This is a genomic window from Pseudoprimorskyibacter insulae (assembly GCF_900302505.1).
Classification (GTDB): domain Bacteria; phylum Pseudomonadota; class Alphaproteobacteria; order Rhodobacterales; family Rhodobacteraceae; genus Pseudoprimorskyibacter; species Pseudoprimorskyibacter insulae.
The window spans coordinates 13,550-39,610 of record NZ_OMOJ01000016.1 but is presented as its reverse complement, the minus strand read 5'-3'; the positions used below and the strand labels follow the sequence as shown (position 1 = coordinate 39,610).

The following is a 26,061-nucleotide window of genomic DNA, read 5'->3' as shown; positions in this document are numbered from 1 at the left end:
AATCGCGGCGGACACATGACCCCTTTGTCGGAGGTTCACACTTTGGATACCGGGTGCGCGGCGCGTTTTGGCGGCGCAATCTTGTAAAGATTAAGGCAGCATTAAATTCTTAGTCGCGCCCAGGGTGAATTAATCGCCAATTTTAGGTCAAATCGGCAGCATACTCCCTATAGTTTCTCAACTGATGACAATTCGGCAGAAAGTGCGCCAGTCGCCCGGTCGAATCTAAGATATGCGATTCCTTCGCCGTTGCTTTGACTGAAAACCTGCCCCGCCTCTTTGTCACCGGCCATGATGGTCGTACCGATCGGCACTTCGTCGCTGATGCTGACACGGGCCAGACCTTTGCGAAGCTCGGTCTTGTGCTTCATCCGCGCGGTGACTTCCTGCCCCACATAACAGCCCTTGCGGAAATCGACGCCGTTCAGCGCCTCAAACCCGGCCTCAAGAATAAAGGTGTCGGGCGTCAGTTCGATGCCGCTTTCGGGGATGCAATTGGCGACACGCAGCGCGGTCCAGTCAATGCCGGGCGCATCGGGGCGGCCATCATAGGCGCGCCAGCCCATCGCGGCATGGCGCGGGTCGGCAAACGCGCCGTCCGGCACGGGCAGGGGGCCACGCGCCACGGTCTGGTCGGTCTGGACCAGCGTTACATCGGCGCGCAGTTTGTACATCGACAGCCGCTGAAACAGCCCGGCCGCCAGCGGGGACGCAACGTCAATCAGGATGTCAGACCCGTCAGGGACAAGGAAAAAATCGGCAAGATACTTGCCCTGCGGCGTCAGCATGGCTGCGTAAACGATGCCGGTTTTCAAGCGATTGACATCATTGGTCACCAAACCTTGCAGAAAGCTGGCAGCGTCGTTGCCAGATACTCGCAAAATGGTACGGGCCTGCTCGGTCATGGGGAACTCCTTGTCGTTGGGCCAGACATATAGGATGGTTCTGGCAAAACAACAGGGGAAGACCATGCGGGCACCCATCTCGGTCGTTGTGCCGACCTTGAATGCAGAGGCAGCCTTGCCGGGATTGCTGGCAAGCCTGATGGAAGGGGTCGAGGCGGGGTTGATCCGTGATCTGATCCTGTCAGACGGTGGATCGACCGACGGAACGCGAGCGATTGCGCAGGCGGCGGGGGCCGACATCTTAACGGGCGATCCTTCGCGCGGCGGGCAATTGCGGCGTGGATGCGATGCGGCGCAGGGGGTATGGTTGTTGATCCTGCATGCCGACAGCCGCCTGCCGCCGGGGTGGAGCCTGCAAGCCGAATACCTGTTGGATCGTCCGGGGGCTTATTACGGCTGGCTTAGGTTTGATTCTGTCGGGTTTGCGCCGCGCGTTGTGGCAGGCTGGGCGAACCTGCGGTCGCGCCTGTTTGGCCTGCCGTTTGGCGATCAAGGCCTATTGATGCCCACGGCGCTTTACCGCGATTGCGGCGGCTATCGCGACATGCCCTTGATGGAGGATATTGCCATGGCCCGCGCCTTGCGTGGCCACCTGCGCCCGATGGGCATTGAAGTTTTGACCAGCGCCGACCGCTACCGCCGCGACGGGTGGATCCGTCGCGGGGCGGGCAATCTGCTGCGGCAGGTGCGCTATGGGCTGGGTACGGCCCCTGCGCGGCTGCGCAAAGACTATGACGCTTAACTGATCTGTAGCTTGTGCAGGTTGGCGTAGATCCCGCCGCGCGCGATCAGCTCATCATGGGTGCCTTGGTCAACGACGCGGCCCTGATCCATCACCACGATTTTATCGGCATGCCGCACCGTAGACAGCCGGTGCGCAATAACCAATGTGGTGCGCCCCTTGGCCAGCTTGTCCAACGCGTCCTGCACCTTGGCCTCGGACTGGGCATCAAGCGCCGATGTTGCCTCATCCAGCAACAGAACCGGGGTGTTGCGCAGCAGGGCGCGGGCAATCGCCACGCGCTGACGCTGACCGCCCGACAGGTTGGTGCCGCGCGGTCCGGCGGGGCTGTCCAACCCGGCAGGCAGGCGTGGCAGGAAGTCGGCCACATGGGCCGCTTGCAGCACCGGGTCCAGATCGGCATCGGTCACGTCTGTGCGGCCCAGCAGGATATTGTCGCGCAGGGTTTCGTCGAATAGCGACGCTTCTTGGCTAACCACCGAAAACAGGCCGCGCAGATCGGGCAGGGCCATATCCCGCACCGCAGTGCCGCCAATGGCGATTTCTCCGGTTTGCGGATCGGCCAGACGGGTCAACAGGTTGAACACCGTCGATTTGCCCGCACCAGAGGCCCCGACCAATGCCGTTGTCTTGCCGGCTTCGGCGGTAAAGCTGGCGCCGCGCAGGATTTCGACATCGCCGATATTATAACGCACGTCGTTCAGCACGATCCCCGGCACATCTTTCGGTGCGGCTTTGGGCTTGGCCGGGCTGGTGATGGTCGGACGGGTTTCCAGCAGGTCGCGGATGCGTTCGATCCCGGCGGCGGCCACTTGCCAGACGCCACTAACCGCACCCAGACGGCGCAGCGGTTCAAACGCCAGACCGATTGCGGTGAAGAACGCCATGAAATCGCCCACGGTCTTTTCGCCCGCGATGATTTCCTGACCGCCGAAATACAGCACTCCCAGAAAGCCAAAGCCCGACATCAGGTCGATCAGACCGGGGATCGAGCTTTCGCCAAGGGCGGATCGCACCTCAGTCCGTACGCGATCCTGGGTCAGGTCGCGATAGCGGTCGGTCTGGTAGTCCTCAATCCGGTTCAGTTTGATCGGGATGATACCGTGGAACACCTCATCGACCCGCGTCGACAGGCGTGCTGCGATCACGCGGGCCGACCGCGCATTCCGGCGAACGAATTTTTGCACAAAAATCGCCGGGGCCACCAGAAGTGGCGTGCCAACCAGCGCGACGGCAGTCCAACGCCAATCGACACTTAGCGCCACGCCAAACAGCGCGACCAAGGCAACCAGATCGCGACCCGCGCTGGTGATGACGGTGCGCCACAGCCGGTTGACCGCCTCAACATCGCCTTCGATCCGCTGGATCAGGTTGCCGGGCGGGTTGGCCTGATGAAAGCTGCCGTCCAGTGTCATCAGATGCGCCACCAGATCGGTGCGGATCTGGCCGACGGTCTGCTGGCTAAGGCGCGACATCAGCACGTTCTGCGTGATGCTGGAAAAGGCCCGCAGCGCAAAGATCCCCAGAACCGCCAGCCCGACCCATTTCAGCGCGTTTGTATCACCGGCGATGAACACCTTATCGAACATCGGCTTCATCATATAGCTGAGGGCGCCGAACATCCCGCCCTCAATCGCCATGAAGAACATGGCCAGAAGCATAAGCCCCAGATGGTGGCGCAGATAGGCCGTCCAGACCCAGGCCAGCAAGCCGCGCGGCTTGGCCTCGGGGGCGCTCATGCGCGGGCCTTTACGGCGTCGGGGGGCAGGCGTTTGTTAAAGCCTTCCTGAATCGCGACATGGTCATATTCGTTGCGCAGCCAGTCTTCGAAGCTGATCGGATCGCGCTGATTGCGGGCATCATAGACGTCAAGGATATAGTCCTGGACGCCGGTCTTGGTGGATTTGAGGTGAATGTACTTCAGGCTAAGTTGCCTGCGCGCCTCATCCACGCTGGCCCTTTCGAACACCAAAAGGTACATCGCGGCCACGAACCCCGCGCGGTCTGCGCCGGATTTGCAATGGAACATCAACGGTTTTTCCGCCGCCTTCAGCGCGTCCACCACACCGATGATAAATTCCGGCGCGGCGGCGCTGCGGGCGTATAGCTTGGCATTGACCAAAGTCATGCCCAAACCTTCGACGCTTTCCTTTTCGAACAGGTAATGCGCCCAGACATCTTCGCCCCGCAGGTTGATGACCGTTTTGATGCCCATAGCGGCGTATTTTTCGAACCGCGCGTGCGTCGGCTGGTTCGACCGATACACCCCCGGTGCGATTTGATAGAAATTTGTCCATGGAACGCGCAGGAAGGCGTGGTCAAACAAGTGGTAGTGCACCTTTGACCAGAACCGCGCTTTGGGCGTGCTGATGTCATTGCCAAAGGAATAGCGCAGTTTGCGTTCCTGTGTTTCTAGCCATTTCAGCACTGGTTCATCCCATCGTAGGTTTTTCGCGTGTTGCGCGGGGTTTAGAGGCTCCGACATAGTGAGGCAAGCGCAGAGCCGATTGACCTTGCCGGGACAGGCGATACTGTGCCGCAAATCCCCTAACGTCGGAGTATTGCAAATGTCGTTGGCGCACGGTCGTTCTTATCTGGCCATTCCCGGCCCCTCAGTCATGCCGGATGCTGTGCTGCGTGCCATGCATCGCGCGTCGCCCAATATCTATGAGGGCGAATTGGTCGATATGATGAAGACGATTGTGCCAGATCTAAAGCGCGTGGCCCGTACCGATGGGCATGTGGCAATCTACATCTGCAACGGCCACGGCGCATGGGAGGCGGCTTTGGCCAATACCGTCGCGCCGGGGGAAAAGGTTCTGGTGCCGGTTGTGGGCCGCTTTGGCCTTGGCTGGGCCGAAATGGCCCGCGCCATGGGCATAGAGATTGAAATCATCGATTTCGGCCGCAACGCGCCGTTTGATCCGGCCCGTGTGGGTGAACGGCTGAAGGCCGACACCGGACATGAGATCAAGGCCGTGCTGGCGGTGCATGTCGATACCTCGACCAGTCTGCGCAACGATATGGCCGGTCTGCGGGCGGCGATGGATGATGCAGGCCACCCGGCGCTGCTGATGGCCGATTGCGTGGCCTCGCTGGGCTGCGACCGGTTCGAAATGGACGCCTGGGGCGTGGATGTCACGGTTAGCGCGTCGCAAAAGGGGCTGATGGTGCCTGCGGGCGTGGGGCTGGTGTTCTTCAACGACAAGGCCCATGAGGTGCGCAAAGCCATGCCGCGCGTCAGTTCCTATTGGGATTGGAAACCGCGCGCATTCCCCGGTCAGTTCTATGAATTCTTCGGCGGCACCGCGCCGACGCACCACCTTTACGGCTTCCAGACCTCGCTTGAGATGATCCACACCGAAGGGATGGAGGCCGTCTGGCGCCGCCATGAGGTGCTGGCGCAGGCGATTTGGGCCGCCGCCGATACTTGGGGGCAGGGCGGCCCGCTGCGGCTGAACGTGGCTGACCCGGCGCATCGCAGCCATGCGGTGACGACCTTCTTCCTTGGGGCGGATTACGCCCGCGATCTGCGCATGTGGACGCAGGAAAACATGGGCGTGACGCTGGGCATCGGCCTGCCGCTGGAGGAGCTGAACGCGCAACGCGGCCAGTCGCAGCATTTCCGCTTTGGCCATATGGGCCATGTGAACGCGCAGATGATCCTTGGTCTGCTGGGAACCGTCGAAACCGGGCTTGCCGCGCTGAACATCCCGCACGGGCGCGGCGGCGTTGCGGCGGCGGCGGATGTCTTGGCTCAGGCCTTGGTGCCTGACCGGGACTGAGCCAATCGGTCAATCAGGTGGTTGAGGATCCAAGCGATCCCGGCCACCGCCAATGGGCCGACAAAGACCCAGACCAGCCAAAGCACCCACATCAAATTCAGCCCCGCCATAATCAGGGCGGGGTTGGTGTAATTCTCAACGGGCTGTGGCGGGCGCGAATGCATGGCGGTCTCCTGCCGGATGGGCGCAGAAGAACGATAGCGCAGAATCGCGGAATTTGAGGTCACATTCGCGGGAACGCGGGTTAAGGATTGCGAGCGCGGCGCAGGGCACGGGGCAGCGCTTGGGTCAGGATGGCAAGCTCATCGTTGGTGCCGGCGCTGATGCGGATGCAGCGGTCCTGCGGCGCGACAAAGGGCATCCGCACGAACACGCCTTCCTTGCCCAGTTCCGCCAGAACCATCTTGGCAAATGTGCCGTCTTGGCCGCAATCGATGGCCACGAAGTTCGTGGCGCTTTCCAGCGGGGTCAGTCCGTTTTCGCGTGCGATCTCGGCAATCCGGGCTTTGGCTTGCGCCACTTCGGCCCGAACGTGGTTCAGCCAGTCTGCATCATTGAGCGCGGCCAATGCGCCGATCTGAGCCGAGCGGTTCATGCCGAAATGGTTGCGGATCTTGTCGAAGGCCTGAATCAACGGGGCTGCGCCAATGCCATAGCCCACGCGCGCGCCCGCCATGCCATAAGCCTTTGAGAAGGTACGGAATCGGATCAGGCGCGGATCATCGACCGGCAGGTCCACAGCGGTGCCTTCGGGGGCAAATTCGATATAGGCCTCATCGACCACCAGCAGCGTGCCATCCGGCAGCGTGTCCATCGCTGAAACGATGTCCTTGCCTTGCCACCACGTGCCCATCGGGTTGTCGGGGTTGGCCAGATAGACGATCTTGGCGTCCACCTCGGCGGCTTTGGCGAAAAGCGCGGCGGGGGATTCGTGATCGCCTGCGTATTTGACCTTGTGCAGCACGCCGCCAAACCCGCTGACGTGATAGTTGAAGGTGGGGTAGGCGCCGTTCGATGTGACCACCGCATCGCCGGGTTCGACCAGCAGACGGACCAGATAGCCCAGAAGCCCGTCAATCCCTTCGCCGATTACCACATTTTCAGGGGCCACCGACAAATGCGCCGCCAAAGCCCCGCGCAGATCGAACGACGTGGGGTCGCCGTATTTCCAAAGCTCGGCATCGGCGTTCCGCATCGCCTCAATCGCCTTGGGCGAAGGGCCAAAGACGTTTTCATTGGCGCCAAGACGGGCGCGGAAGGGTTTGCCAAGGGCGCGTTCCTGCGTTTCGGGGCCGACGAAGGGCACGGTTGCGGGAAGGCTTTGGATCAGGGCGGGGTATCGGGGTCCAGTCATGCGCGCACTATGGCACGGGTTTTGGGCTTGGCAAGCGTTGCTTTGCTGACGTGATGCGCCGTGCCTTGACCCCAACCAGCAAAGAGGCCACGTTCCCCGCGACTTGGTTCAGGAAAGATCAGATGCAACGCACGCCCCCGCCGTTTGCCCGGTTCGAATGGATGATTGCCTGGCGATATTTGCGCGCGCGCCGTGCTGAAGGCGGCGTCAGTGTGATGACCTGGATCAGCTTGATCGGAATCACCCTAGCCGTGTTTGCGCTGATCGCCACGCTGGCGGTCCGGTCGGGATTTCGCGCGGAATTCGTTGACACGATCCTAGGGGCCAATGCCCATGTGACGGTTTACCAGACGTCTGAAATCAATGCCGCCGGTCAGTTGGACCGCACGATCACCGATTATGACGCCATGGCCGAACGTTTGGCCGCTGTACCGGGCGTGACGCGTGCCGCGCCGCTGATCAAAGGCCAGATCATGGCCAATGCCCGCGACCGCAACGCCGGGATTGAGGTGTTCGGCATCACGTTGGAAAATCTACGGTCGATCCCCCGGATTGCCGACCCTGAGGCCGCCTTGGGCGAGATTGACCGCTTTAACGACGGCATTGCCATCGGGTCGGGCGTGGCGCGTGAATTGGGCGTGGGGCCGGGCGATCAGGTCAAACTGATTTCGCCCAACGGGGTGAAAACCGCCTTTGGCGTTAGCCCGCGCATCAAAGCCTATGAGGTGGTCTATATCTTCTCAGCCGGGCGGTATGACATCGACCGCGTGCGGGTCTACATGCCGTTTGATGAGGCGCAGCTTTATTTCAACCGCGAAGGCTCCGCCGACGAGATCGAGGTGATGCTGACCAGCCCCGAAACGGTCGAGGATGCAAGTGTGACCGCCGCGCTGATGCAGGCAGGCGGGGATCGGTCGCTGCTATGGACATGGAAAGACGCCTCGGGCGGGTTTTTGCGGGCACTTGAGATCGAAGACAACGTGATGTTCATCATCCTGTCGATCCTCGTTCTGATTGCCGCAATGAACATCGTGTCGGGCCTGATCATGCTGGTCAAAAACAAAGGGCGCGACATTGGCATCCTGCGGACCATGGGCCTGTCGGAAGGGGCCGTCCTGCGGGTGTTCTTCATCTGCGGCGCGTCCACCGGGATGATCGGCACTTTGGCAGGTGTGGCGCTTGGCTGCCTGTTCGCCATTTATATCGACCCGATCTTTTCCTTGGTGAACTATATCTCGGGCGGCGGCGTCTGGGATCCGTCGGTGCGCGGGATTTATTACCTTCCGGCCAAGTTGGAACTGGGCGACGTGATGTCGGCGGTTCTGCTGTCGCTTGGCCTTAGCTTTGTCGTGACGATCTTCCCGGCCCGCCGGGCGGCCCGCATGAACCCGGTAGAGGCGCTGCGCTATGAGTGATGTTGTTCTGCGTCTGTCCGGCGTTTCAAAGACTTACAACAAGGGCGCGGCCAATGCGGTGCCGGTTTTGCGCGACATTGACCTGACGGTGATGCGCGGCGAGGTGGTCGCGCTGGTGGCCCCTTCGGGCGCGGGCAAAAGCACGCTGCTGCATATCGCGGGCCTGCTGGATTCGCCCGACACCGGGCTGGTTGAGATCGCGGGCGAGGATATGACAGGCCGACCCGATCGCCGCCGCACCGCCGTGCGCCGGGCCGATGTGGGCTTTGTCTATCAGTTCCACCACCTGTTGCCCGAATTCTCGGCGCTGGAAAATATCGTGCTGCCGCAACTGGCCAACGGCACGCCTGCGGGGGCGGCCAAGGATCGGGCGCAAAGCCTGCTTGATAGCGTTGGGCTAACCGGGCGGGCAGATCACCGGCCTGCGGCCCTGTCTGGCGGCGAACAGCAGCGCGTGGCCTTCTGCCGGGCCATGGCCAACGCGCCGCGCCTTTTGCTGGCGGATGAGCCGACGGGCAACCTTGATCCCGGCACCTCGGATCATGTGTTTGGCGTGCTGATGACGCTGGTGCGCGAAACTGGTCTTAGCGCGGTGATCGCGACACACAACCTTGATTTGGCCGCCCGGATGGATCGGCAGGTCAGGTTGGACAAGGGCGCGATCGTGCCTGTATAAAGACACAATAGCATCGAATTAATTCTTATTTTTGCCAATTCGAAAACGATATTGGGTTTCAGGATGGGCTTCTGACGAAACTAATATGGGTCCGGCCATGCCGTTCGAGTTCATCCTGATCGTTATTGCCTCAGTGCCGTTTTATGTCGCCATCAGCAGTCTGGTCGAGGACCGGCAACTTGCCCGCGAAGATCTGGACGCGGCCCCGATTGTCGCGGTGCGCCAGATCACCGACCGTGCGGCCCTTCAGCGGATGCAGCGCCTGCCCAGCAGCCGTACCGCCGCCGATGCGCCCGCCTTGATGCCCAAGGCCCCGCCGCAACCCACACCGCTGCCGACACTTGTTTTGACCAATCCAGTTGAACAGCCGGTCAAGCCGGTCACGCGATTGGATGCGATATTGCCGGCAGGCCCCGCGCATCTGACCCAGTTCGACCCGGATCAGGATGTGCTGGTGGTGCTTTATTCCGGCTTTATCGCGCCGCGCCCCGTGCATCAGATGCTGGACGACGTGGGCCTGACCATTCGCTTCAGCGATGGCGCAGAAGTCTTCCTCAGCGGTGTGAGCCGCGAATTGGTCGCGATGGATTTCGCGTTTCAGTCCAGCCTGTCGCTGACCTCGCGCCAGCTTAGACCTGCTGCGTAACCCAAACCCCGGCTGCCATCAGCGAAATCCCGGCAGCCCGCGTCAATGACAGCGGGCTGACTTGCGCGCCGAACAGGCCGAAATGATCGATCGCAGCGGCCGAAAACAACTGCCCCAGCAGCACGAAGAACACCGCATTCCCGACGCCGAATTTTGGCGCGATGAAGGTGACAGACAGCACGTAGAACGCCACGAAGGCCCCGCCCAGAAACAGGTGTTTGGGCGTGCCGGGCAGGTTTTGCAGGCCCCGGAAGCCCGTCATGGCCAGTACGATCAGGGCAAGGGTCAGCGCCACGCAAAACAGAATGGCCGCCGCCGCGACGGGTGATCCAAGGCGAACGCCAAGCGCCGCGTTGATCGCGGCCAAAAGCGGAATGCCGATCCCGGCAAGCAGCATGACAAAGGCATATCCGGCCATCGGTGTGGTCCTCATGGTTTGAAAAACGTGGCGCTTGCCTGTGCGACAGGCTTGTCGGCGGGCAGAGCGGTCAGGGTCGCTTCGGCAAAGATCAGGGCTTTGCCGCCCCTGATCACCCGCGCGGTACAGCGGATCGTGTCGCCCGTGCCGGGGCGCAGGAATCGGGTTTCAAGATTGGTGGTCGCAACCGGGGTGAATTCGCCCAAATGACCGGCACAGGCAAAGACCATGGCCGTGTCGGCCAGTGCGCTGAGTGCTTGGCCAGACACGATGCCACCGACGCGGGCGATGTCTTCGGTGATGGGGATTTCCAGCACGGCGGCGTCTGGCCCGATCTCGGTCACCTTTGGGCGCAAGGCTTTGACCCAACTGGCAAAGTTATCCTCAAGCGCGGCATTGGCTGCCTTGATGTCAATCATGGTTGCATCTCCTCCTGCCGGTCACAATGACCGCAAGCTTGGGGACTGTCACCCCAAATCACGCAATCGCGCGGGCTTGCGAAATGGGGCCAAACAGGCCACTGATAGGCAAACAGGAAAAGGGCATGGGCATGAAATTCGCGGCATTCGCAGCTTTGGGGCTTGGTCTGGGATTGGTGGCCTGCACAGAGGCCGAAATGCCGGGGCCGAGCGATGGCCAAGCGCTATTTATGAACTATTGCGCGGCCTGCCATGGGCCGACTGGCAACGGCAAAGGCCCGATGGCCGAAGGGCTGAACCAGGCGCCCAAAGATCTGACGCTGATCGCGGCGCGCCATGGCGGGACGTTCCCGCGTGCCAAGATCATGTCGATCATCGATGGCTATGCCCGGTCTGACCAAAGCCTGCCGGGGATGCCGGAATTTGGCGCGTTGCTGGAAAGCGATCTGGTGCCGTTCGATTCAGGTGATGGCAAGTTGACGCCGACGCCGCGCAATCTGGTGGCGATCCTCGAATATCTCGAAACGATTCAGGTCAGTCGCTAAGGGCGCTGGCCGCGCGGGCGATCATCAGTTCTTCGTTCGTGGGGATGACCATGGCGCGGATGGCACTGCTGTCCGCGCTGATGTCTGTTGCCGCGGCGTGATTGGCAGCCACGTCCAGATCCAGCCCAAGCCAGCCAAGCGCGTTACAGACCTGCGCGCGGATTGGGGCGGCGTTTTCGCCAATGCCGCCGGTAAAGACCAAGGCATCAATCCCGCCCATCGCCGCCGCCAGCCCGGCGGTTTCATGGCAGATGCGGGCACAGAAATAGTCGATGGCCTGTTTGGCATGCAGGTCGTCCGAGGCCAAAAGTTCGCGCATGTCGTGGCTGATGCCCGACAGGCCCAGCAGGCCCGAGCCCTTGTACAGCAGGTTGGTCACTTGCTGCGTGCTCAGCCCTTCTTGGTCCATCATGTACAGCAGAACGCCCGGATCGACCTGTCCGCAACGCGTGCCCATTGGCAGCCCGTCCAGCGCCGTAAAACCCATAGTTGAAGCAACAGACCGCCCGCCATGGATCGCGCTCATCGACGCGCCATTGCCCAAATGCGCAACCACCGTTCGGCCCGTATGCAGGCCGGGCCATTGGCGTTTCAGAACGCTGGCGATGTAGGCATAGCTTAACCCGTGGAACCCGTAGCGCCGCACGCCCGCGTCGTAATACCGGCGGGGCAGGGCGAAGGCGTCGCTCTCAAAGGGTTGGCCGCGATGGAAGGCCGTGTCGAAACAGGCCACCTGCACGGCGTCGGGGAATTCGGCCAAGGCGGCGCTGACCCCGGCAAGGTTGTGCGGTTGATGAAGCGGCGCAAAAGTGACCAGCCCGCGCAGGTCGTCCAGAATATCATCGGTCAGAACCACCGGGTCGGCATGATCCAACCCGCCATGCACGACGCGATGGCCGACCGCGCCAATATCGGCCTCAGGGAACCGCGATTGCAAAGCGTCCAGCGTGGCGCGCACTGCGCCGCCGTGGGTTCCGGCTTGATTGCTGGGCAGGTCTTTGGCCACTTTATCGCCGCTGGCTTGATCCTTCAGTGACAGAACCGCCGCACCGCCGATGCGGTCCACCTTGCCGACGGCAACCAAAGACGGCTCCTCGCCGCGTTCGAACAGGCCGAACTTCAGCGTGGATGACCCGGCGTTGAGCGTCAGAACATGGGTCATTTTCCGCCCCCGCTGCGCCATTGATGGTGCAGGGCCGCCACCGCGCAAGAGGCCAGCCGCGCCATGTCATCGTCGGAGCGGGAGTTGAGGATGATCGGCACGCGCGCACCCATCACCAGCCCCGCGCCCTCGGCGTGGCTGATATAGGCCAGCTGTTTGGCCAGCATGTTCGCCGCGTCCAGATCGGGGGCGACAAGGATTTCCGCCTGCCCTGCGACGGGCGAGGTCAGCCCCTTGGTGCGTGCCGCCGCTGGGCTGACGGCGTTGTCCATGGCCAATGGGCCTTCGACCAGCCCGCCGGTTATCTGGCCACGCTCGGCCATTTTTGACAGCAGCGCGGCGTCCACCGATGACGGCAGGTCCGGGTTCACGGTTTCCACTGCCGACAGCACGCCGACCTTCGGCACCTCAATGCCAAGCGCACGGGCGCAGTCGATGGCGTTTTGCACGATATCCACCTTGGTACGCAGGTCCGGCGCGATGTTGATCGCGGCATCCGTCACCAAAAGCGGATGGGGCAGGCCCGGCACATCCATCACAAACACATGCGTCAGGCGGCGCCCTGCCCGTAGGCCCGTGACCTTGTCGATCACCGGGCGCAGCAATTGGTCGGTGTGCAAATGCCCCTTCATCAGCGCATCCGCCGCCCCGTCATTGACCATGGCAACCGCATGAATGGCGGCTTGGGTGTGGTCAGGGATGTCGATAATTTCGATCCCGTCCAAGCTGCGCCCGATTGCGGCGGCGGTGGCGGTAATCTTGGCGGCGTCGCCGATCAGAATGGGCGCAATCAACGTGTGATCCCGCGCCAGCAGCGCCCCGCCAAGCGAGTTTTCTTCCTCGGGGCAGACAACAGCGGTGCGCAGGGCGGGCAGGGGTTCGGCCCGCGCCAGAAGGCGTTCGAAATGGCGGTGCCGCTGAACCAGCAGTCCGGGCAGATCGTCGTCATCCATTTCGATTTTGCGGCGCGGGGCCTCCACCACCGCTTGGCCGGTGATAATCAGCGCGTTGTCATGGCTGCGCCGGGTGATCGTATCCAGTGTGACCGTGCCTTCGGACTCGTTCTTGGACACCACGGTCACGGTCGAGATCAGCTCATCCCCGGCATGGGCGCGGTGGCAGAACTCAAAATGCTGGCTGCGGTAAAGCGTGCCGGGACCGGGCAGCACATTGCCCAAAACAGCCGAGATCAGCGAGCCGATAAACAGCCCCGGCGCGATCGAGGTTTCGATCCCGTCGTCATCCAGATCATGCAGGTGCATCGGATTGTGATTGCCCGACATATTGGCAAAAACCAACAGATCGTCCTGGGTCACCAACCGCCGCAGTTCGGCGGTATCGCCGGGCTGCAATTCGTCAAATGTCTTGTTCGATGTGACCATCGTCTATCGCTCCGATCCGTCTGTGACGCCATCCTAGGGCCAGCCTGTGACGCAGGGGTGACGGCATGGCCGATCCCTCGCATGGCTGGGGCCAAGCAGACTTGATCGAACGCAAAATGGGCAGGGGAATTGCGCCTGACCAAGCGTCAGCGGCGCGGAATTGGGCAAGGGCCCCCAGCACTGCCGGGGGCCCGCCAAAGTTTAGTTCAGTGCGGCATCGGTGATCGCATGGGTCCAAGCGCCTTCGGGCTGCTTGGTGATGACCGGATCCGACCCGCCCGCCAGAAGCGAGTCGACCGTGCGCTGGAAGTCCGCCGGATCAAGCGAACCGTTCGAGCCTGCCGTCAGTTTGGCAATCTCGCCCATCATACGCTTTTGGTGCATTTCGGTCTGCGCACCCGAGGCGTCGTTGTCCAAAACGATCTCGGCGGCTTCATCCGGGTTTTCCTCGGCGTATTTCCAGCCCTTCATCGAGGCGCGGACAAAGCGGGTCAACTTGTCGACTTCGGCCGGATCGCTCAGCTTGTCTTCCAGCACGTAAAGCCCGTCTTCCAGCGTGGCGACGCCCTGATCTTCATACTTGAAAACCACCAGATCGTCGGGGCTTAGGCCTGCGTCAATCACCTGCCAGTATTCGTTGTAGGTCATGGTCGACACACACGCGGCCTGACCCTGCAACAGCGGATCAACGTTAAAGCCCTGCTTCAGCACTGTCACGCCATCGGCCCCGCCTTCGGTCGGAATGCCCAACTGGCTCATCCACGACAGGAAGGGGAATTCGTTGCCAAAGAACCAAACGCCAAGGGTTTTGCCCTTGAAATCGTCGGTGCTGGCAATGCCCGCATCCTTGCGGCAGGTCAGCATCATACCTGAGCTTTTGAACGGCTGGGCGATGTTCACCATCGGCAGGCCCTTTTCGCGGGCCGAAAGGGCGGCGGGCATCCATTCCACGGTCACATCCGCGCCGCCACCGGCCAGAACCTGCGTGGGCGCAATATCAGGGCCGCCCGGCTTGATCGTGACGTTCAGGTCTTCTTCGCCGTAAAAGCCCTTATCCAGCGCCACATAGTAGCCTGCAAACTGGGCCTGCGTGACCCATTTCAGTTGCAGCGTCATATCGTCCGCCGCCGAGGCAATGCCGCCCCACAGGCCTAGGGCCGTGGTCGCGGCCAATTTGGTCAAGGTTTTCATCTTCGCACTCCCGTTTATGGTAAGCTGTTGATATGTTTATTTTCGTTGGGACGGATGCCAAAAGGTCACCGCCCGTTCCAGCAGCGCAATGCCGCCGTAGAATGCCGAACCGGCCAAGGCCGCCACGACAATTTCCGCCCAGACGAGGTCCAGCGCAAGCTGGCCCACACTGGTCGAGATCCGAAAGCCCATCCCGCGCGTGGGAGAGCCGAAAAATTCAGCAACGATCGCCCCGATCAGGGCCAACGTGCTGGCGATTTTGAGACCGTTGAACAGGAACGGCATCGCCGCAGGCAGGCGCAGCTTAATCAGCGTGGTCCAATAGCCCGCCGCATAGGTGCGCATCAGATCGCGTTGCATCACGGTGGTATCTTGCAGGCCCTGAACGGCGTTCACCAGCATCGGAAAGAACACCATCACCACCACAACGGCGGCCTTGGATTGCCAATCGAAACCGAACCACATCACAAGGATCGGGGCGATACCGATGACGGGCAGGGCGGCCATGAAGTTGCCCACCGGCAAAAGACCCCGGCGCAAGAAATCATAGCGGTCCACGATGATGGCCGTCACAAAGGCCGCGCCGCAGCCGATGATATAGCCGGACAATGCGCCCTTCAGCACGGTCTGCACGAAATCCAGCCACAACACCGGAACGGATGACCCAAGCCGAACCAAGATCGCGCTTGGCGGCGGCAGGATCACCGAAGGCACGCCCAGGCCCCGCACCAAGCATTCCCACATAAGGATCAACGTCACCCCAAAGACCGCCGGCACGGCCAGCGCGGTCGCGCGGGTGCGCGGCAGTCGCGAGATCCAGACATTCAGCACCCAGCCCGCAGCCCAAACGATCAGTCCCAAAAGCACCAGCATCATGCCAACCCCATCCGTTTCAAGGTGACGCGCTGGATCGCTCCGATCACGCCGACCAGCACAGCGGCCAAGGCGGCGGCCATCAGAAGGGCGCTCCAAATCTGAACGGTCTGGCCGTAATAGCTGCCCGCCAGAAGACGTGCACCAAGCCCGGCCACAGCGCCCGTCGGCAACTCACCCACGATCGCGCCAACAAGGCTTGCGGCCATGGCGATCTTCATTGAAGTGAACAGATACGGCATCGAAGCCGGTAGGCGCAGTTTGATGAATTCCTGACCGCCCGAGGCGTTCCAGGTGCGCATCTGGTCAAGCTGCATGGCATCGGGACTACGTAGGCCCTTCACCATGCCGACGACCACTGGGAAAAAGCTAAGATACATGGAAATCAGCGCCTTAGGCAGAAGTCCCGAAATCCCGACCGCGTTCAGAACGACGATGATCATCGGCGCGATGGCCAGGATCGGGATCGTCTGGCTGGCAATGACCCAAGGCATCACGCTCATGTCCATAACGCGATTATAGACGATCCCGACCGCCAGCGCGAAGCCAAGCGCGGTGCCAAGGGCAAAGCCCAGAACCGTTGCGCTCATGGTGATCCAGCTGTGATAAATCAGACTACGCTTTGAGGTAATTTTCTTCTCAACCGTGGTGTTCCAAATCTCAATCGCCACCTGATGCGGCGCGGGCAGCTTGGGCTTGTCCTGCGCCCAAGTGTCGGCGATCAGGTCAGACGTGGAAAGTGTCACCTCGGCCCGCTTGGCCTTATCCAGCGCCCAAGGGGTATTTAGCCACACCGCAGCGGCATACCAGATCGCGATCAAAACCGCGACGACAGCCAGTACAGGAAACACACTGCGCATCATGGGCGCCCCCTCCTGCCTTCATCTTTCTCTAAATACTCCAAATGCCCGGCCAGCGGTGAGCGCATATTTTTGAGTATTTTAAGAAAGGTGAAAGGGTTTGGTGGTTCTGTATCGGCACGGTACAGGCTGGAGAGCCGATGACCGTGAAAGGTGAAGGGGCCCGCGTCCTTACCCCAAGCGCGGGACGGTTTCGCATTGCGGCGGGCGCCAGCCGCTTTGCGTGCCGTATTTGTCTTGGCTTGAATGGGAGCGCGCGTTTCAGTCATAGGCATGCCCCGCCCGCAGCCCTTCGCGCACGCGGTGGGCGATGTCCATGAAGTCCTGTGTGTCGCGGATATCAAGCGTGCGGTCACGCGGCAGGCGGCTGTCGATCACGTCCGTAATCCGGCCCGGACGCGGCGACATCACCACGATCTTTGTGGACAGGAACACCGCCTCGGGGATGGAATGGGTGACGAAGCCGATTGTTTTGCCAGTGCGGCTCCAAAGGGCCAGAAGCTGTTCGTTCAAGTGGTCGCGGACGATTTCATCCAGCGCGCCAAAGGGTTCGTCCATCAGCAGGATTTCGGCATCAAAGGCCAAGGCGCGCGCAATCGAGGCCCGTTGCTGCATCCCGCCCGACAGCTGCCACGGGAATTTCTTTTCAAATCCTGCCAGATCGACCAGTTCGAGCGTTTTCTTAACGCGTTTGGCTTGTTCTTCCTTCGAGAAGCCCATGATTTCCAGCGGCAGGCGGATGTTGCCGCCAATCGTGCGCCACGGATAGAGGCCCGCGGCCTGAAACACATAGCCATAGGCCCGCGCTTTGCGGGCATCGTCGGGCGTCATGCCGTTGACGGTGAGCGTGCCGCCCGTGGGCTGTTCCAGCGCCGCGATGCACCGCAGGAAAGTGGTTTTCCCGCAGCCCGACGGCCCGATGAACGAGACAAATTCGCCCTTGCCGATATCAAGGTTCACGCCTTTCAGCGCATGCACGGGGCCGTCATTGGTCTGGAAGGTCAGGTCCAGATTGCTGGCTTTGATGACGGGGGGCTGGCTTTGTGGCACAGTGGGCTCAGACATAGTGGAGGGTTCGATCATGGGTGATTGTGTCAAGCTGCGGCCCGAGGGAACGTATGCGGGCAAGCAGGGGTTTTCCTATTTCGAAGGCATTGCGAAAGAGACGGTCGGATCGCAGGGCGTGTGTATGCACCTGTTGACCGTCCCGCCGGGCGGGCGCGCCAAGGCGCATAAACATGCGACGCATGAGACCGCGATTTACGTCATCTCGGGCGCGGCCAAAATGTACTGGGGGGACCGGCTGGAGCATTGCATGGACACGGTCGCCGGCGACATGATCTACATTCCCGCCGACGTGCCGCACCTGCCGTTCAACGACGGGGATGAGCCCGCCGTTGCCATCATCGCCCGCACCGACCCGCACGAACAGGAAAGCGTGGTGCTTCTGCCCGAGCTCGAGGCCTTGGTGCCCTAAGGCGCTGTGCGGGCGTGTTGAGGCCACTTACACCCCCGTCGCCGGAATGCCGGTGCGCTGAACCGGGCGGGGAGAGGTGAGCTCTTTCCAAGTGCTTAGCGCACGGCTGACCGAGCTGTTGGGTTCACGCGCAACGAATTTGCCGTGGCCTTCTTGGCTGCGCAATTCGCCGTCGTGGACGGCGACATGGCCGCGGGTCAGGGTAAAGCGGGGCAGGCCCTTCACCTCTTTGCCTTCGAAGACATTGTAATCGATGGCCGAAACCTGATTGCCCGCCGTGATGGTTTTCGACTTCTCAGGATCCCAGACCACCAGATCGGCATCGGCGCCCACCAGAACCGCGCCCTTTTTGGGGTACATGTTCATGATCTTGGCGATGTTGGTGCTGGTGACGGCGACGAATTCGTTCGGCGTCAGGCGGCCTGTGTTCACGCCATAGGTCCACAGCATCGGCATCCGGTCTTCTAGCCCGCCGGTGCCGTTGGGGATCTTGGAGAAATCGCCCACGCCGTAGCGTTTCTGATCGGTGGTAAAGGCGCAATGGTCGGTGGCCACAACCGAAAGCGAGCCGGATTGCAGGCCCGCCCAGAGGCTGTCTTGGTGCTGTTTGTTGCGGAACGGCGGAGACATAACGCGGCGGGCGGCGTGATCCCAATCGGGGTGGCTGTATTCGCTATCGTCCAGCGTCAGGTGCTGAATCAGAGGCTCACCCCAAACGCGCTTGCCCGCCTGTTTGGCGCGGCGAATGGCTTCGTGGGATTCCTCGCACGAGGTGTGCACCACATAGAGCGGCACACCCGCCATATCGGCGATCATAATCGCGCGGTTGGTGGCCTCGCCCTCGACCTGCGGGGGGCGGGAATAGGCGTGTGCCTCGGGGCCATTGTTGCCAGCGGCCAGCAGCTTGGCTGTCAGTTCGGCCACCACATCGCCGTTCTCGGCATGAACCATGGCGATACCGCCCAGTTCGGCCAGACGGTTGAAGCTGGCGTACATCTCATCATCGTTCACCATCAGCGCGCCCTTGTAGGCCATGAAGTGCTTGAAGGTGTTTATGCCGCGCTCTTTGACGACGGTCTCCATCTCGTTGAAGACCTGTTCGCCCCACCATGTCACCGCCATGTGGAAACTGTAATCGCAATGGGCGCGGGTGGATTTGTTGTCCCACATTTGCAGCGCGTCCAGCAGGCCTTGGCCGGGTGAGGGCAGGGCGAAATCCACGACCATCGTCGTGCCGCCCGACAGGGCCGCGCGGGTGCCGCTATCGAAATCGTCGCTGGAATAGGTGCCCATGAAGGGCATCTCTAGGTGCGTATGCGGATCGATCCCGCCGGGCATGACATAGCATCCGGTGGCGTCCAGAACCTCATCGCCCTTCAGGCCCTGACCGATCTCGATGATCTGGCCGCCCTCAATCAGGACATCGGCCTTGTAGGTCAGGTCAGCGGTTACAATGGTGCCGTTCTTGATGACGGTCGTCATGATGTGTCTCCCTGTTGGCCTTCAAACTGAGGCAAAGCAATTGAGTGCGGAGCCATGCACCCCGATGTCGAGCGGGCCGAAATCGGAATTGACGCATAGCGAAAAATAGTCAGCGGTGGGCAGGTAGATGACCTGATACGACCCGTTGGATCGGGTCACGGTCCAGCATTTCTGGATGATCGCGCCCGAAAACTGCACGCTGATCTTGGCCGGGTTGCGCACGCGCAGGCGCATGAAATCGGCCAGTGTGGCCTGATTGACCGGCAGCGAGGTGTCATAGGCCCGAACCTCGGCATCGACGAGGCCGTTGATATGGGCTTGGATTGTCTCGCTTTCGTGTAACATGGGTCGCCTTTACATCGCCCTTTGATAGGCAAAATACACGATTCCCAAGACGACCAGCACGGGGATAATCATTCCGGCCAACGAAAACGCCAGATTGGTAACAAAGTTGATGATATGCGCCGAAACCGTGCCCAGAAAGGCCCCCGCGACGGCACCGATGGCGATGCTGACCAAGGTGCCTTCGGTATAGCCCAAATAGGCCCCGGCCAGAACACCGACCGGAACCAAGATCGCCATGAGCAATCGCAAATAGTGCGGTGCTTGTTGGTCTTCGCTCACTCGACCACCTCGGCGGTTTCAAGAACGGCGTGCAGCAGAACATCGGTGCCAGCGGCGGCCCAGTCTTTGCTGATCTCTTCGGCCTCATTGTGGCTGAGGCCATCGACGCAGGGGCACATGATCATCGCCGTCGGGGCCACATCGTTGATCCAGCAGGCATCGTGCCCGGCGCCGGAAATGATATCCATGTGGCTATAGCCAAGGCGTTCGGCCGCGCCTCGCACAGCCCCAACGCAGGCCTCGTCAAAGGCGGGCGGCTCAAACTGGCCGGTGACTTTGCTCTCGAAGCGGACGCCAAGCGCCTCGCACAGTCCCGGCGCGCGCTCGTAAAGCTCGGCCTCCATCGCGTGCAGCTTTTCGGGCAGATGCGAACGGAAATCGACGGTAAAGACGACCTTGCCGGGGATCACGTTGCGGCTGTTGGGGTAAACATCGACATGGCCAATGGCGCCAACCGCGCCGGGTTGGTGCTTCATTGCGATTTCATGCACCAGTTCCGTGATTTGCGCGAGCCCTCGCCCGGCGTTCTTGCGCATATGCATCGGGGTCGATCCGGTGTGGCTGTCCTTGCCGGTGACCGTGCATTCGATCCAGCGCAGACCTTGGCCGTGGGTGACCACACCGATGTCTTTGCCTTCGGCCTCAAGGATCGGGCCTTGTTCGATGTGCAATTCGAACATCGCATGCATCTTGCGGTCGCCGACCGTTTCGTCGCCCTTCCAGCCGATCCGCTCCAGCTCATCGCCAAAGCGCTTGCCCTCGGCATCGACGCGGTCATAGGTCCAGTCCAGATCATGTTTGCCAGCAAACACGCCCGAGGCCAGCATGGCCGGCGCAAAGCGGGTGCCTTCTTCGTTGGTCCAGTTCACCAGAACGATCGGGTGCTTGGTCTTAATCCCCAGATCGTTCATCGAGCGGATCACCTCCAGCCCGCCAAGCACGCCCAGAACGCCATCGTATTTGCCGCCCGTGGGCTGGGTATCAAGGTGCGATCCCATGTAGACCGGCAGGGCGTCTGCATCGGTTCCGGGGCGATAGGCGAACATATTGCCGATCTCATCCAGACCCATTTCGCAGCCCGCAGCCTCACACCACTGTTTGAACAGGGTCCGGCCTTCGCCGTCGGCATCCGTCAGGGTTTGGCGGTTGTTGCCGCCCGCGATCCCTGGACCGATCTTGGCCATCTCCATCAAGCTGTCCCACAAACGGTCTGGGTTGATACGAAGATTTTCGCCCGGTGCGGCCATGGATACCCCCTGTGATTGTTTTTCGGGCGTTATGGGACGCAATGTGCATAAATGCGGTATCGCCCATGTGCCTTTTTTACCATTTGGTAAACTCAGACTTGACGACAGGGGGGCACCTGTCAAGAAATCTTATGAAAGGTACTGCGCGACACTGCGATGCCTGCACAAAGAAAAGGCAGCACAGATGACCCATCCGGCCAGAAAGCCGCGACCCGAGGAGGAAACGCCTCAGCCCAAGAAGCTGAGCCGTATTCAGGTGCGCAATCGGCGCAAGATCATGAATGCCGCGCTTGAGGTGTTTTCGAGCCACGGATACCGCGGCGCGACATTGGACCAGATCGCGACTGAGGCCGGTTTGTCCAAGCCAAACATCCTTTACTACTTCGAAGGCAAGGAAGCGATCCATGTGGAATTGCTGAACGCCCTGATGTTCAACTGGTTGGCCCCACTGCATAAAATGGGCCCCGGTGGCGATCCGATGACCGAAGTGCTGACCTATGTGCGCCGCAAAATGGAGATGAGCCGTCAATACCCGCGCGAAAGCCGCCTGTTCGCCAATGAAGTCTTGCAGGGCGCGCCGCGTATGGGGCCGCATCTGGAAACCGGGCTAAAGCCGCTATTTGATGAAAAATGCGCGGTTCTGGCCGATTGGATGGCGCAGGGCAAATTGGCCAAAACCGATCCGGGCCAATTGTTGATGTCGATTTGGGCCGTCACTCAGCATTACGCCGATTTTGACGCGCAGGTGAATGTGTTGATCGCCGATGCCGACGCCGGGTGGAAGGCCGCCAACAGCCATGTGGATCTGATGTTCCGCAAACTGTTGACGCCGTAAATCACAGGTTCGGGAAGTAATCCTCGCACCCGCCTTCGCGGTAGACATCCGCCGTGCTGCAATGCAGCCCGCCGCCAAAGGCATAGGCGTCGCGCAGGTCCACCTCGACGACCTCCAGACCCAGCTTGTCCATTTGGTCGGCTTGATACACCTCGGACTTTTCAACGCAGACGGTTTTGGGGTCCAGCACCAGCACGTTCATCGACAGCCAGACCGACGAATAGCACAGCGGCGGCGGCTGGTTGTGCGCGGGCTGGGCGGAATCGACAATTTCCCAGCCGTTCTTGTGGAACATCTCGCGCTGGTCGTCGGGCAGGCGGCGCTGCGGGTTGTTCAGGATCAGGCCGGGACGCAGCGGCGTGAAAGTCGCATCAATGTGGATCGGGTAGGGATCACCGGGGAAATTGACCGTGTGCACCCGGTGGTCGGGGAAATGGCGGCGCAGCCATTCGATGCCCTTCAGGTTGGTCGTGAATCCGTGCTGCACCACAAGGTCGCGGCCAAAGCGCAGCACGTCGGCGGCGTCGAATAGCGGCTCTTCCTCGGTCGTGACAAAGAACTTTTCGGCGGCCCATTGCAGGCGCTTTTCCACGCCGATCTTCTCGGACAGATAGTCCGGGTGGTAGTCGGCATCGGTCAGGCGGGGTTTCGGCGCGGCCTCATGCCGGAATTTCGGGTCTTCTTCCCAATACTGCTGCATCAATGGGCGGTAATTCAGGTATTCGAACCAGCGGCAGCGATAGGACATCGTCGCCTCTAGGATTTCAGACCCGACCGTCAGCAACACATCGCGCGGGGGCATGCAGCCGAACTGGCTGGCGGTGTGAAAATCCGGGGTGGTCACCGGCAGGGAATGGTCGATGGGAGTGGGACGGTCCACCTTGACGCCACGCGCGCGCAGCTGGTCGGCGAATTTGTCCAGCAGCTCATTGGCGCGGTCGATGGTTTCTTGTGGGCGCTTGCCCCATTGGCCGCGCATGTCGCTGTCTTCGGGGACTTTGGCATCCAGTGCCGGTTCTTCGGGCGGGATGTGGCAATCATCGGCACGTCCGACAATCACATGGCGCAGTGGATCCCATTCGTTCCAGCTGTTGACGGTGGTTTTGTCCGGGCTCCAGGCCATGCATTCCTCCTGCTCTGGGTTGACCGATGCACGAAAACGAAAGGGCGGCCAGAAATCAAGCCGCCCCTATCGAAGGAGTTTCGGGTGGTCGGGGACGCGAAAGGGACAGGAGCGGTCCCCGACCGGGAGGATCCTATTCCGCGGCCCGCGTGGCCGGGTTGTTGGGGTGTGTCGTCCAATCGGCAGGCGTTGCTTGCACCGTCTTGCCCGTGCGCGGATCGGTGCTGCCGGGGGCCATGGCCTCCATCGTGATGCAGTTCTCAACCGGGCAGACGTTGACGCACAGGTTGCAGGCCACGCATTCCTCATCCTTGACGCTGAACACGCGGTCATCAGACATGGCAATCGCTTGGTGGCTGGTGTCTTCGCATGCGGCATAGCAGCGACCGCATTTGATACACAGATCTTCGTCGATCTTGGCCTTGGCGATGTAGTTCAGGTTCAGGTTCTGCCAATCGCTGAGGTTCGGCACCGCGCGGCGCACCAGTTCGGATGTCGAGGTCATGCCCTTTTCATCCATGTATTGCGACAGGCCCGAGATCATTTCCTGAACGATCTTGAATCCATAGGTCATGGCTGCGGTACAGACCTGCACGTTTCCAGCCCCCAGTGCCATGAATTCCGCCGCATCGCGCCATGTCGTCACGCCGCCGATACCGCTGATCGGCAGGTTCGCCATTTCTGGCGTGCGGGCGATTTCGGCCACCATGTTCAGCGCGATCGGCTTCACCGCCGGGCCGCAATAGCCGCCATGCGCGCCTTTGCCGTCAATCGTGGGTTCGGGCGCAAAGCTGTCAAGGTTCACCGAGGTGATCGAGTTGATCGTGTTGATCAGGCTCACCGCATCGGCCCCGCCCGCATGCGCCGCAGCGGCGGGTTTTCGGATGTCGGTGATATTGGGCGTCAGTTTGACGATGCAGGGCATACGGGTGTTCTGTTTGACCCAGCGCGTGACCATCTCAATGTATTCCGGCACTTGGCCCACCGCGCTGCCCATGCCGCGCTCGCTCATGCCATGGGGGCAGCCGAAGTTCAGCTCGACCCCATCGGCGCCGGTTTCTTCAACCAGCGGAAGGATGGCTTTCCATGCCTCTTCCTCACACGGCACCATGAGCGAGACAACCACAGCCCGATCCGGGTAGTCGCGTTTGACCGACTTGATTTCGCGCAGGTTCACCTCAAGCGGGCGGTCGGTGATCAGTTCGATGTTGTTGAGGCCCAGAAGGCGGCGGTCCGCGCCCCAGATCGCGCCATAGCGCGGGCCGTTCACGTTGACGACGGGCGGGCCTGCCTCGCCCAGTGTTTTCCAGACCACGCCGCCCCAACCGGCCTCAAAGGCGCGGCGAACGTTGTATTCCTTGTCCGTCGGCGGGGCCGAGGCCAGCCAGAACGGGTTGGGGGATTTTATGCCTACGAAATCGGTCGTTAGATCAGCCATTTGAATGTCTCCGTAGGGTGGGTTTTCAACCCACCGCCCCCATCAGGGTTGCGTGAATGTCTTCGGCGGCGTCGCGCCCTTCGGCCACCGCCGTTACGGTCAGATCATCGCCGCCGCTGGCGCAATCGCCCCCGGCCCAGACGCCGGAAACCGAGGTGCGGCCCGTTTCATCGACCGAGATTTTGCCGCCATCCAGCGCGGGCAAATCTTCGCCCTGCAAGGTTTGGCCGATGGCGCTAAAGACCTGATCCGCCGTAAGGCGCAGGGTTTCGCCCGTTGGGGTCAGGGCATCGTCGGTATAGTCGAACTCAATCTCGCGCACCGCGCCGTTGCCATGGATGGCCTTGGGGGTTGCGTTGGTGATGATGCGCACGCCGTGGCTTGCGGCCAGATCCTGTTCAAACACGCTGGCGTTCATGCGGTCGCGCCCCCGGCGATAAAACAGCGTGACGTTCAGCGCGCCCAGAAGTTTGGCTTGAACGGCCGCATCGATGGCGGTCATGCCGCCACCGATGACAACCACATCGCGACCTATTGGGAGGGAGGCCAGGTCGCTGGTCTGACGAAGCTTCGCAATAAAGTCCACGGCAGGGAGGACGCCGGTCATGTCTTCATCGCCAAGCCCCAGTGCATTTACACTTGCAAGACCGATGCCAAGGAACACCGCGTCATGCTTGGCCTTCAGGTCGGGCAGGGACAGGCCATTGCCAAGCGCCTTGCCGGTTTCAATGGTAATGCCACCGATTTGCAGCAGCCAATCCACCTCGGCCGCAGCAAAGCCGCCGGTCGATTTATACGATGCGATCCCGTATTCGTTCAGGCCGCCGGGCTTGGGCCGGGCGTCATAGACGCTGACCTTGTGCCCGTACATTGCCAGACGGTGCGCACAGGCCAGACCAGCGGGGCCAGCGCCCACGACGGCAATGGTCTTGCCGGTTGGGTCGTCCCGCTCAAACGGGTGGTCGCCGGTGGCCATCAATGTGTCGGTCGCATAGCGCTGCAATTCGCCAATCTTGACTGGCTTGCCTTCGGCGGTTTCGCGCACGCAGGCCTCTTCACAGAGTGTTTCGGTCGGGCAGACACGGGCGCACATGCCGCCAAGGATATTCTGGGTAAAGATCGTGCGCGCCGCCGCCTCGGGCGTGCCGGTGGCGATTTGCCGGATGAACAGTGGTATATCGATGCTGGTGGGGCAGGCCGTCACACAGGGTGCATCATGGCAGAAATAGCACCGATCGGCGGCAACGCGTGCCTCGTGCCGATCAAGCGGCGGATGCAGATCCGAGAAATTCTCAGAGTAGGTTTCGGCATCCAAGCGACCCGGAACGATTCCGGGTGTCAGGGGGCTGTGGCTCATGGCTGGGCTCCTGTCCGTCGTTGGAATCAGTATGAGCGGGTCCGAATTTTAATCAACTGGTAAATTTTTCCAGACGGTCAAAAATATGCCTGGGCCTTGCGAATG

Annotated in this window: 28 protein-coding genes; 8 read left to right on the top strand and 20 right to left on the bottom strand. The window is 61.3% G+C overall.

What is annotated here, in order from left to right; all coding sequences use genetic code 11:
• Positions 1 to 167: 167 nt before the first annotated feature.
• Complete coding sequence (gene ygfZ, locus PRI8871_RS18530; RefSeq protein ID WP_108887687.1) at positions 168 to 905, bottom strand: CAF17-like 4Fe-4S cluster assembly/insertion protein YgfZ; 738 nt, start codon at positions 903 to 905, stop codon at positions 168 to 170.
• 64 nt (positions 906 to 969) lie between these two features.
• Here ygfZ and PRI8871_RS18525 point away from each other — a divergent pair, with 64 nt between their 5' ends.
• Positions 970 to 1,647: a glycosyltransferase gene (locus PRI8871_RS18525; RefSeq protein ID WP_108887711.1), complete on the top strand. Its 678-nt coding sequence runs from the start codon at positions 970 to 972 to the stop codon at positions 1,645 to 1,647.
• On the opposite strand, the gene PRI8871_RS18520 is transcribed toward PRI8871_RS18525, so the two are convergent.
• Positions 1,644 to 3,386 (bottom strand): ABC transporter ATP-binding protein, encoded by a 1,743-nt coding sequence (locus tag PRI8871_RS18520; protein ID WP_108887686.1) that lies wholly within the window; start codon positions 3,384 to 3,386, stop codon positions 1,644 to 1,646. The genes PRI8871_RS18525 and PRI8871_RS18520 overlap by 4 nt on opposite strands.
• Positions 3,383 to 4,132: a fused DSP-PTPase phosphatase/NAD kinase-like protein gene (locus PRI8871_RS18515; protein ID WP_108887685.1), complete on the bottom strand. Its 750-nt coding sequence runs from the start codon at positions 4,130 to 4,132 to the stop codon at positions 3,383 to 3,385. The genes PRI8871_RS18520 and PRI8871_RS18515 overlap by 4 nt, the downstream gene beginning before the upstream one ends.
• A gap of 82 nt (positions 4,133 to 4,214) precedes the next feature.
• Between PRI8871_RS18515 and PRI8871_RS18510 the strand changes: the two genes are divergently transcribed.
• Positions 4,215 to 5,432, top strand: a complete 1,218-nt coding sequence (locus PRI8871_RS18510) for a pyridoxal-phosphate-dependent aminotransferase family protein (protein ID WP_108887684.1) — start codon at positions 4,215 to 4,217, stop codon at positions 5,430 to 5,432.
• On the opposite strand, the gene PRI8871_RS18505 is transcribed toward PRI8871_RS18510, so the two are convergent.
• Entirely contained in the window at positions 5,405 to 5,596 is a 192-nt protein-coding gene (locus tag PRI8871_RS18505; protein WP_108887683.1) for a hypothetical protein, read from the bottom strand. The two genes, PRI8871_RS18510 and PRI8871_RS18505, sit on opposite strands and share 28 nt — an antisense overlap.
• An 80-nt stretch (positions 5,597 to 5,676) precedes the next feature.
• Positions 5,677 to 6,786, bottom strand: a complete 1,110-nt coding sequence (locus PRI8871_RS18500) for a pyridoxal phosphate-dependent aminotransferase (RefSeq protein ID WP_108887682.1) — start codon at positions 6,784 to 6,786, stop codon at positions 5,677 to 5,679.
• 122 nt (positions 6,787 to 6,908) lie between these two features.
• Here PRI8871_RS18500 and PRI8871_RS18495 point away from each other — a divergent pair, with 122 nt between their 5' ends.
• The 3 genes from PRI8871_RS18495 to PRI8871_RS18485 all read left to right on the top strand — a co-directional run bounded on the left by PRI8871_RS18495 (position 6,909) and on the right by PRI8871_RS18485 (position 9,523).
• Positions 6,909 to 8,201, top strand: a complete 1,293-nt coding sequence (locus PRI8871_RS18495) for a lipoprotein-releasing ABC transporter permease subunit (protein WP_108887681.1) — start codon at positions 6,909 to 6,911, stop codon at positions 8,199 to 8,201.
• Positions 8,194 to 8,877 carry an ABC transporter ATP-binding protein gene (locus tag PRI8871_RS18490; protein ID WP_108887680.1) on the top strand — a complete coding sequence of 228 codons (684 nt, stop codon included), beginning with the start codon at positions 8,194 to 8,196 and terminating at the stop codon, positions 8,875 to 8,877. The genes PRI8871_RS18495 and PRI8871_RS18490 overlap by 8 nt, the downstream gene beginning before the upstream one ends.
• A gap of 97 nt (positions 8,878 to 8,974) precedes the next feature.
• Entirely contained in the window at positions 8,975 to 9,523 is a 549-nt protein-coding gene (locus PRI8871_RS18485) for a hypothetical protein (RefSeq protein WP_146188712.1), read from the top strand.
• On the opposite strand, the gene PRI8871_RS18480 is transcribed toward PRI8871_RS18485, so the two are convergent.
• Together PRI8871_RS18480 and PRI8871_RS18475 are read right to left on the bottom strand one after the other, a co-directional pair.
• Positions 9,507 to 9,941 (bottom strand): DMT family transporter, encoded by a 435-nt coding sequence (locus PRI8871_RS18480; RefSeq protein WP_108887678.1) that lies wholly within the window; start codon positions 9,939 to 9,941, stop codon positions 9,507 to 9,509. The two genes, PRI8871_RS18485 and PRI8871_RS18480, sit on opposite strands and share 17 nt — an antisense overlap.
• A gap of 11 nt (positions 9,942 to 9,952) precedes the next feature.
• Complete coding sequence (locus PRI8871_RS18475) at positions 9,953 to 10,360, bottom strand: PaaI family thioesterase (protein ID WP_108887677.1); 408 nt, start codon at positions 10,358 to 10,360, stop codon at positions 9,953 to 9,955.
• A gap of 125 nt (positions 10,361 to 10,485) precedes the next feature.
• On the opposite strand from PRI8871_RS18475, the gene PRI8871_RS18470 reads away from it, so the two are divergent.
• Positions 10,486 to 10,905, top strand: coding sequence for a cytochrome c4 (locus tag PRI8871_RS18470; protein WP_306418462.1), 420 nt, complete (start codon positions 10,486 to 10,488; stop codon positions 10,903 to 10,905).
• Here the strand turns inward: PRI8871_RS18470 and PRI8871_RS18465 are convergent.
• The 6 genes from PRI8871_RS18465 to PRI8871_RS18440 all read right to left on the bottom strand — a co-directional run bounded on the left by PRI8871_RS18465 (position 10,895) and on the right by PRI8871_RS18440 (position 17,438).
• Entirely contained in the window at positions 10,895 to 12,067 is a 1,173-nt protein-coding gene (locus PRI8871_RS18465) for an acetate/propionate family kinase (protein ID WP_108887676.1), read from the bottom strand. The two genes, PRI8871_RS18470 and PRI8871_RS18465, sit on opposite strands and share 11 nt — an antisense overlap.
• A complete protein-coding gene (locus tag PRI8871_RS18460) occupies positions 12,064 to 13,449 on the bottom strand; it encodes a bifunctional enoyl-CoA hydratase/phosphate acetyltransferase (RefSeq protein ID WP_108887675.1) in 1,386 nt (461 codons plus the stop codon). The genes PRI8871_RS18465 and PRI8871_RS18460 overlap by 4 nt, the downstream gene beginning before the upstream one ends.
• Before the next feature lie 201 nt (positions 13,450 to 13,650).
• Complete coding sequence (locus PRI8871_RS18455) at positions 13,651 to 14,640, bottom strand: ABC transporter substrate-binding protein (protein WP_108887674.1); 990 nt, start codon at positions 14,638 to 14,640, stop codon at positions 13,651 to 13,653.
• Between the two features lie 36 nt (positions 14,641 to 14,676).
• Positions 14,677 to 15,516, bottom strand: coding sequence for an ABC transporter permease (locus PRI8871_RS18450; protein ID WP_108887673.1), 840 nt, complete (start codon positions 15,514 to 15,516; stop codon positions 14,677 to 14,679).
• Positions 15,513 to 16,376, bottom strand: coding sequence for an ABC transporter permease (locus tag PRI8871_RS18445; protein WP_108887672.1), 864 nt, complete (start codon positions 16,374 to 16,376; stop codon positions 15,513 to 15,515). The genes PRI8871_RS18450 and PRI8871_RS18445 overlap by 4 nt, the downstream gene beginning before the upstream one ends.
• A 258-nt stretch (positions 16,377 to 16,634) precedes the next feature.
• The gene (locus PRI8871_RS18440) at positions 16,635 to 17,438 is read right to left on the bottom strand and encodes an ABC transporter ATP-binding protein (RefSeq protein ID WP_108887671.1); all 804 of its coding nucleotides are present in this window, start codon (positions 17,436 to 17,438) and stop codon (positions 16,635 to 16,637) included.
• A 16-nt stretch (positions 17,439 to 17,454) separates the two neighbouring features.
• On the opposite strand from PRI8871_RS18440, the gene PRI8871_RS18435 reads away from it, so the two are divergent.
• Positions 17,455 to 17,850, top strand: coding sequence for a cupin domain-containing protein (locus tag PRI8871_RS18435; RefSeq protein WP_108887670.1), 396 nt, complete (start codon positions 17,455 to 17,457; stop codon positions 17,848 to 17,850).
• Positions 17,851 to 17,877: 27 nt separating this feature from the next.
• Here PRI8871_RS18435 and hydA read toward each other — a convergent pair whose 3' ends face one another.
• From hydA to PRI8871_RS18415, 4 genes are read right to left on the bottom strand one after another with little or no spacing between them, the layout of a single operon-like run.
• A complete protein-coding gene (gene hydA, locus PRI8871_RS18430; protein WP_108887669.1) occupies positions 17,878 to 19,332 on the bottom strand; it encodes a dihydropyrimidinase in 1,455 nt (484 codons plus the stop codon).
• A 21-nt stretch (positions 19,333 to 19,353) separates the two neighbouring features.
• The gene (locus PRI8871_RS18425) at positions 19,354 to 19,677 is read right to left on the bottom strand and encodes a hypothetical protein (RefSeq protein WP_108887668.1); all 324 of its coding nucleotides are present in this window, start codon (positions 19,675 to 19,677) and stop codon (positions 19,354 to 19,356) included.
• A 9-nt stretch (positions 19,678 to 19,686) separates the two neighbouring features.
• On the bottom strand, positions 19,687 to 19,914 hold the full coding sequence (locus PRI8871_RS18420; RefSeq protein WP_108887667.1) for a hypothetical protein: 228 nt from the start codon (positions 19,912 to 19,914) through the stop codon (positions 19,687 to 19,689).
• 38 nt (positions 19,915 to 19,952) lie between these two features.
• Positions 19,953 to 21,203, bottom strand: a complete 1,251-nt coding sequence (locus tag PRI8871_RS18415; RefSeq protein WP_108887666.1) for a Zn-dependent hydrolase — start codon at positions 21,201 to 21,203, stop codon at positions 19,953 to 19,955.
• Positions 21,204 to 21,387: 184 nt separating this feature from the next.
• Here PRI8871_RS18415 and PRI8871_RS18410 point away from each other — a divergent pair, with 184 nt between their 5' ends.
• A complete protein-coding gene (locus tag PRI8871_RS18410; protein ID WP_245897969.1) occupies positions 21,388 to 22,038 on the top strand; it encodes a TetR family transcriptional regulator C-terminal domain-containing protein in 651 nt (216 codons plus the stop codon).
• Between the two features lies 1 nt (position 22,039).
• Here the strand turns inward: PRI8871_RS18410 and PRI8871_RS18405 are convergent, their stop codons facing one another.
• The 3 genes from PRI8871_RS18405 to PRI8871_RS18395 all read right to left on the bottom strand — a co-directional run bounded on the left by PRI8871_RS18405 (position 22,040) and on the right by PRI8871_RS18395 (position 25,956).
• Complete coding sequence (locus PRI8871_RS18405) at positions 22,040 to 23,161, bottom strand: serine/threonine protein kinase (RefSeq protein ID WP_108887665.1); 1,122 nt, start codon at positions 23,159 to 23,161, stop codon at positions 22,040 to 22,042.
• 133 nt (positions 23,162 to 23,294) lie between these two features.
• Complete coding sequence (gene preA, locus PRI8871_RS18400; protein WP_108887664.1) at positions 23,295 to 24,599, bottom strand: NAD-dependent dihydropyrimidine dehydrogenase subunit PreA; 1,305 nt, start codon at positions 24,597 to 24,599, stop codon at positions 23,295 to 23,297.
• A 25-nt stretch (positions 24,600 to 24,624) separates the two neighbouring features.
• Positions 24,625 to 25,956 carry an NAD(P)-dependent oxidoreductase gene (locus PRI8871_RS18395; protein ID WP_108887663.1) on the bottom strand — a complete coding sequence of 444 codons (1,332 nt, stop codon included), beginning with the start codon at positions 25,954 to 25,956 and terminating at the stop codon, positions 24,625 to 24,627.
• Between the last annotated feature and the right edge of the window lie 105 nt (positions 25,957 to 26,061).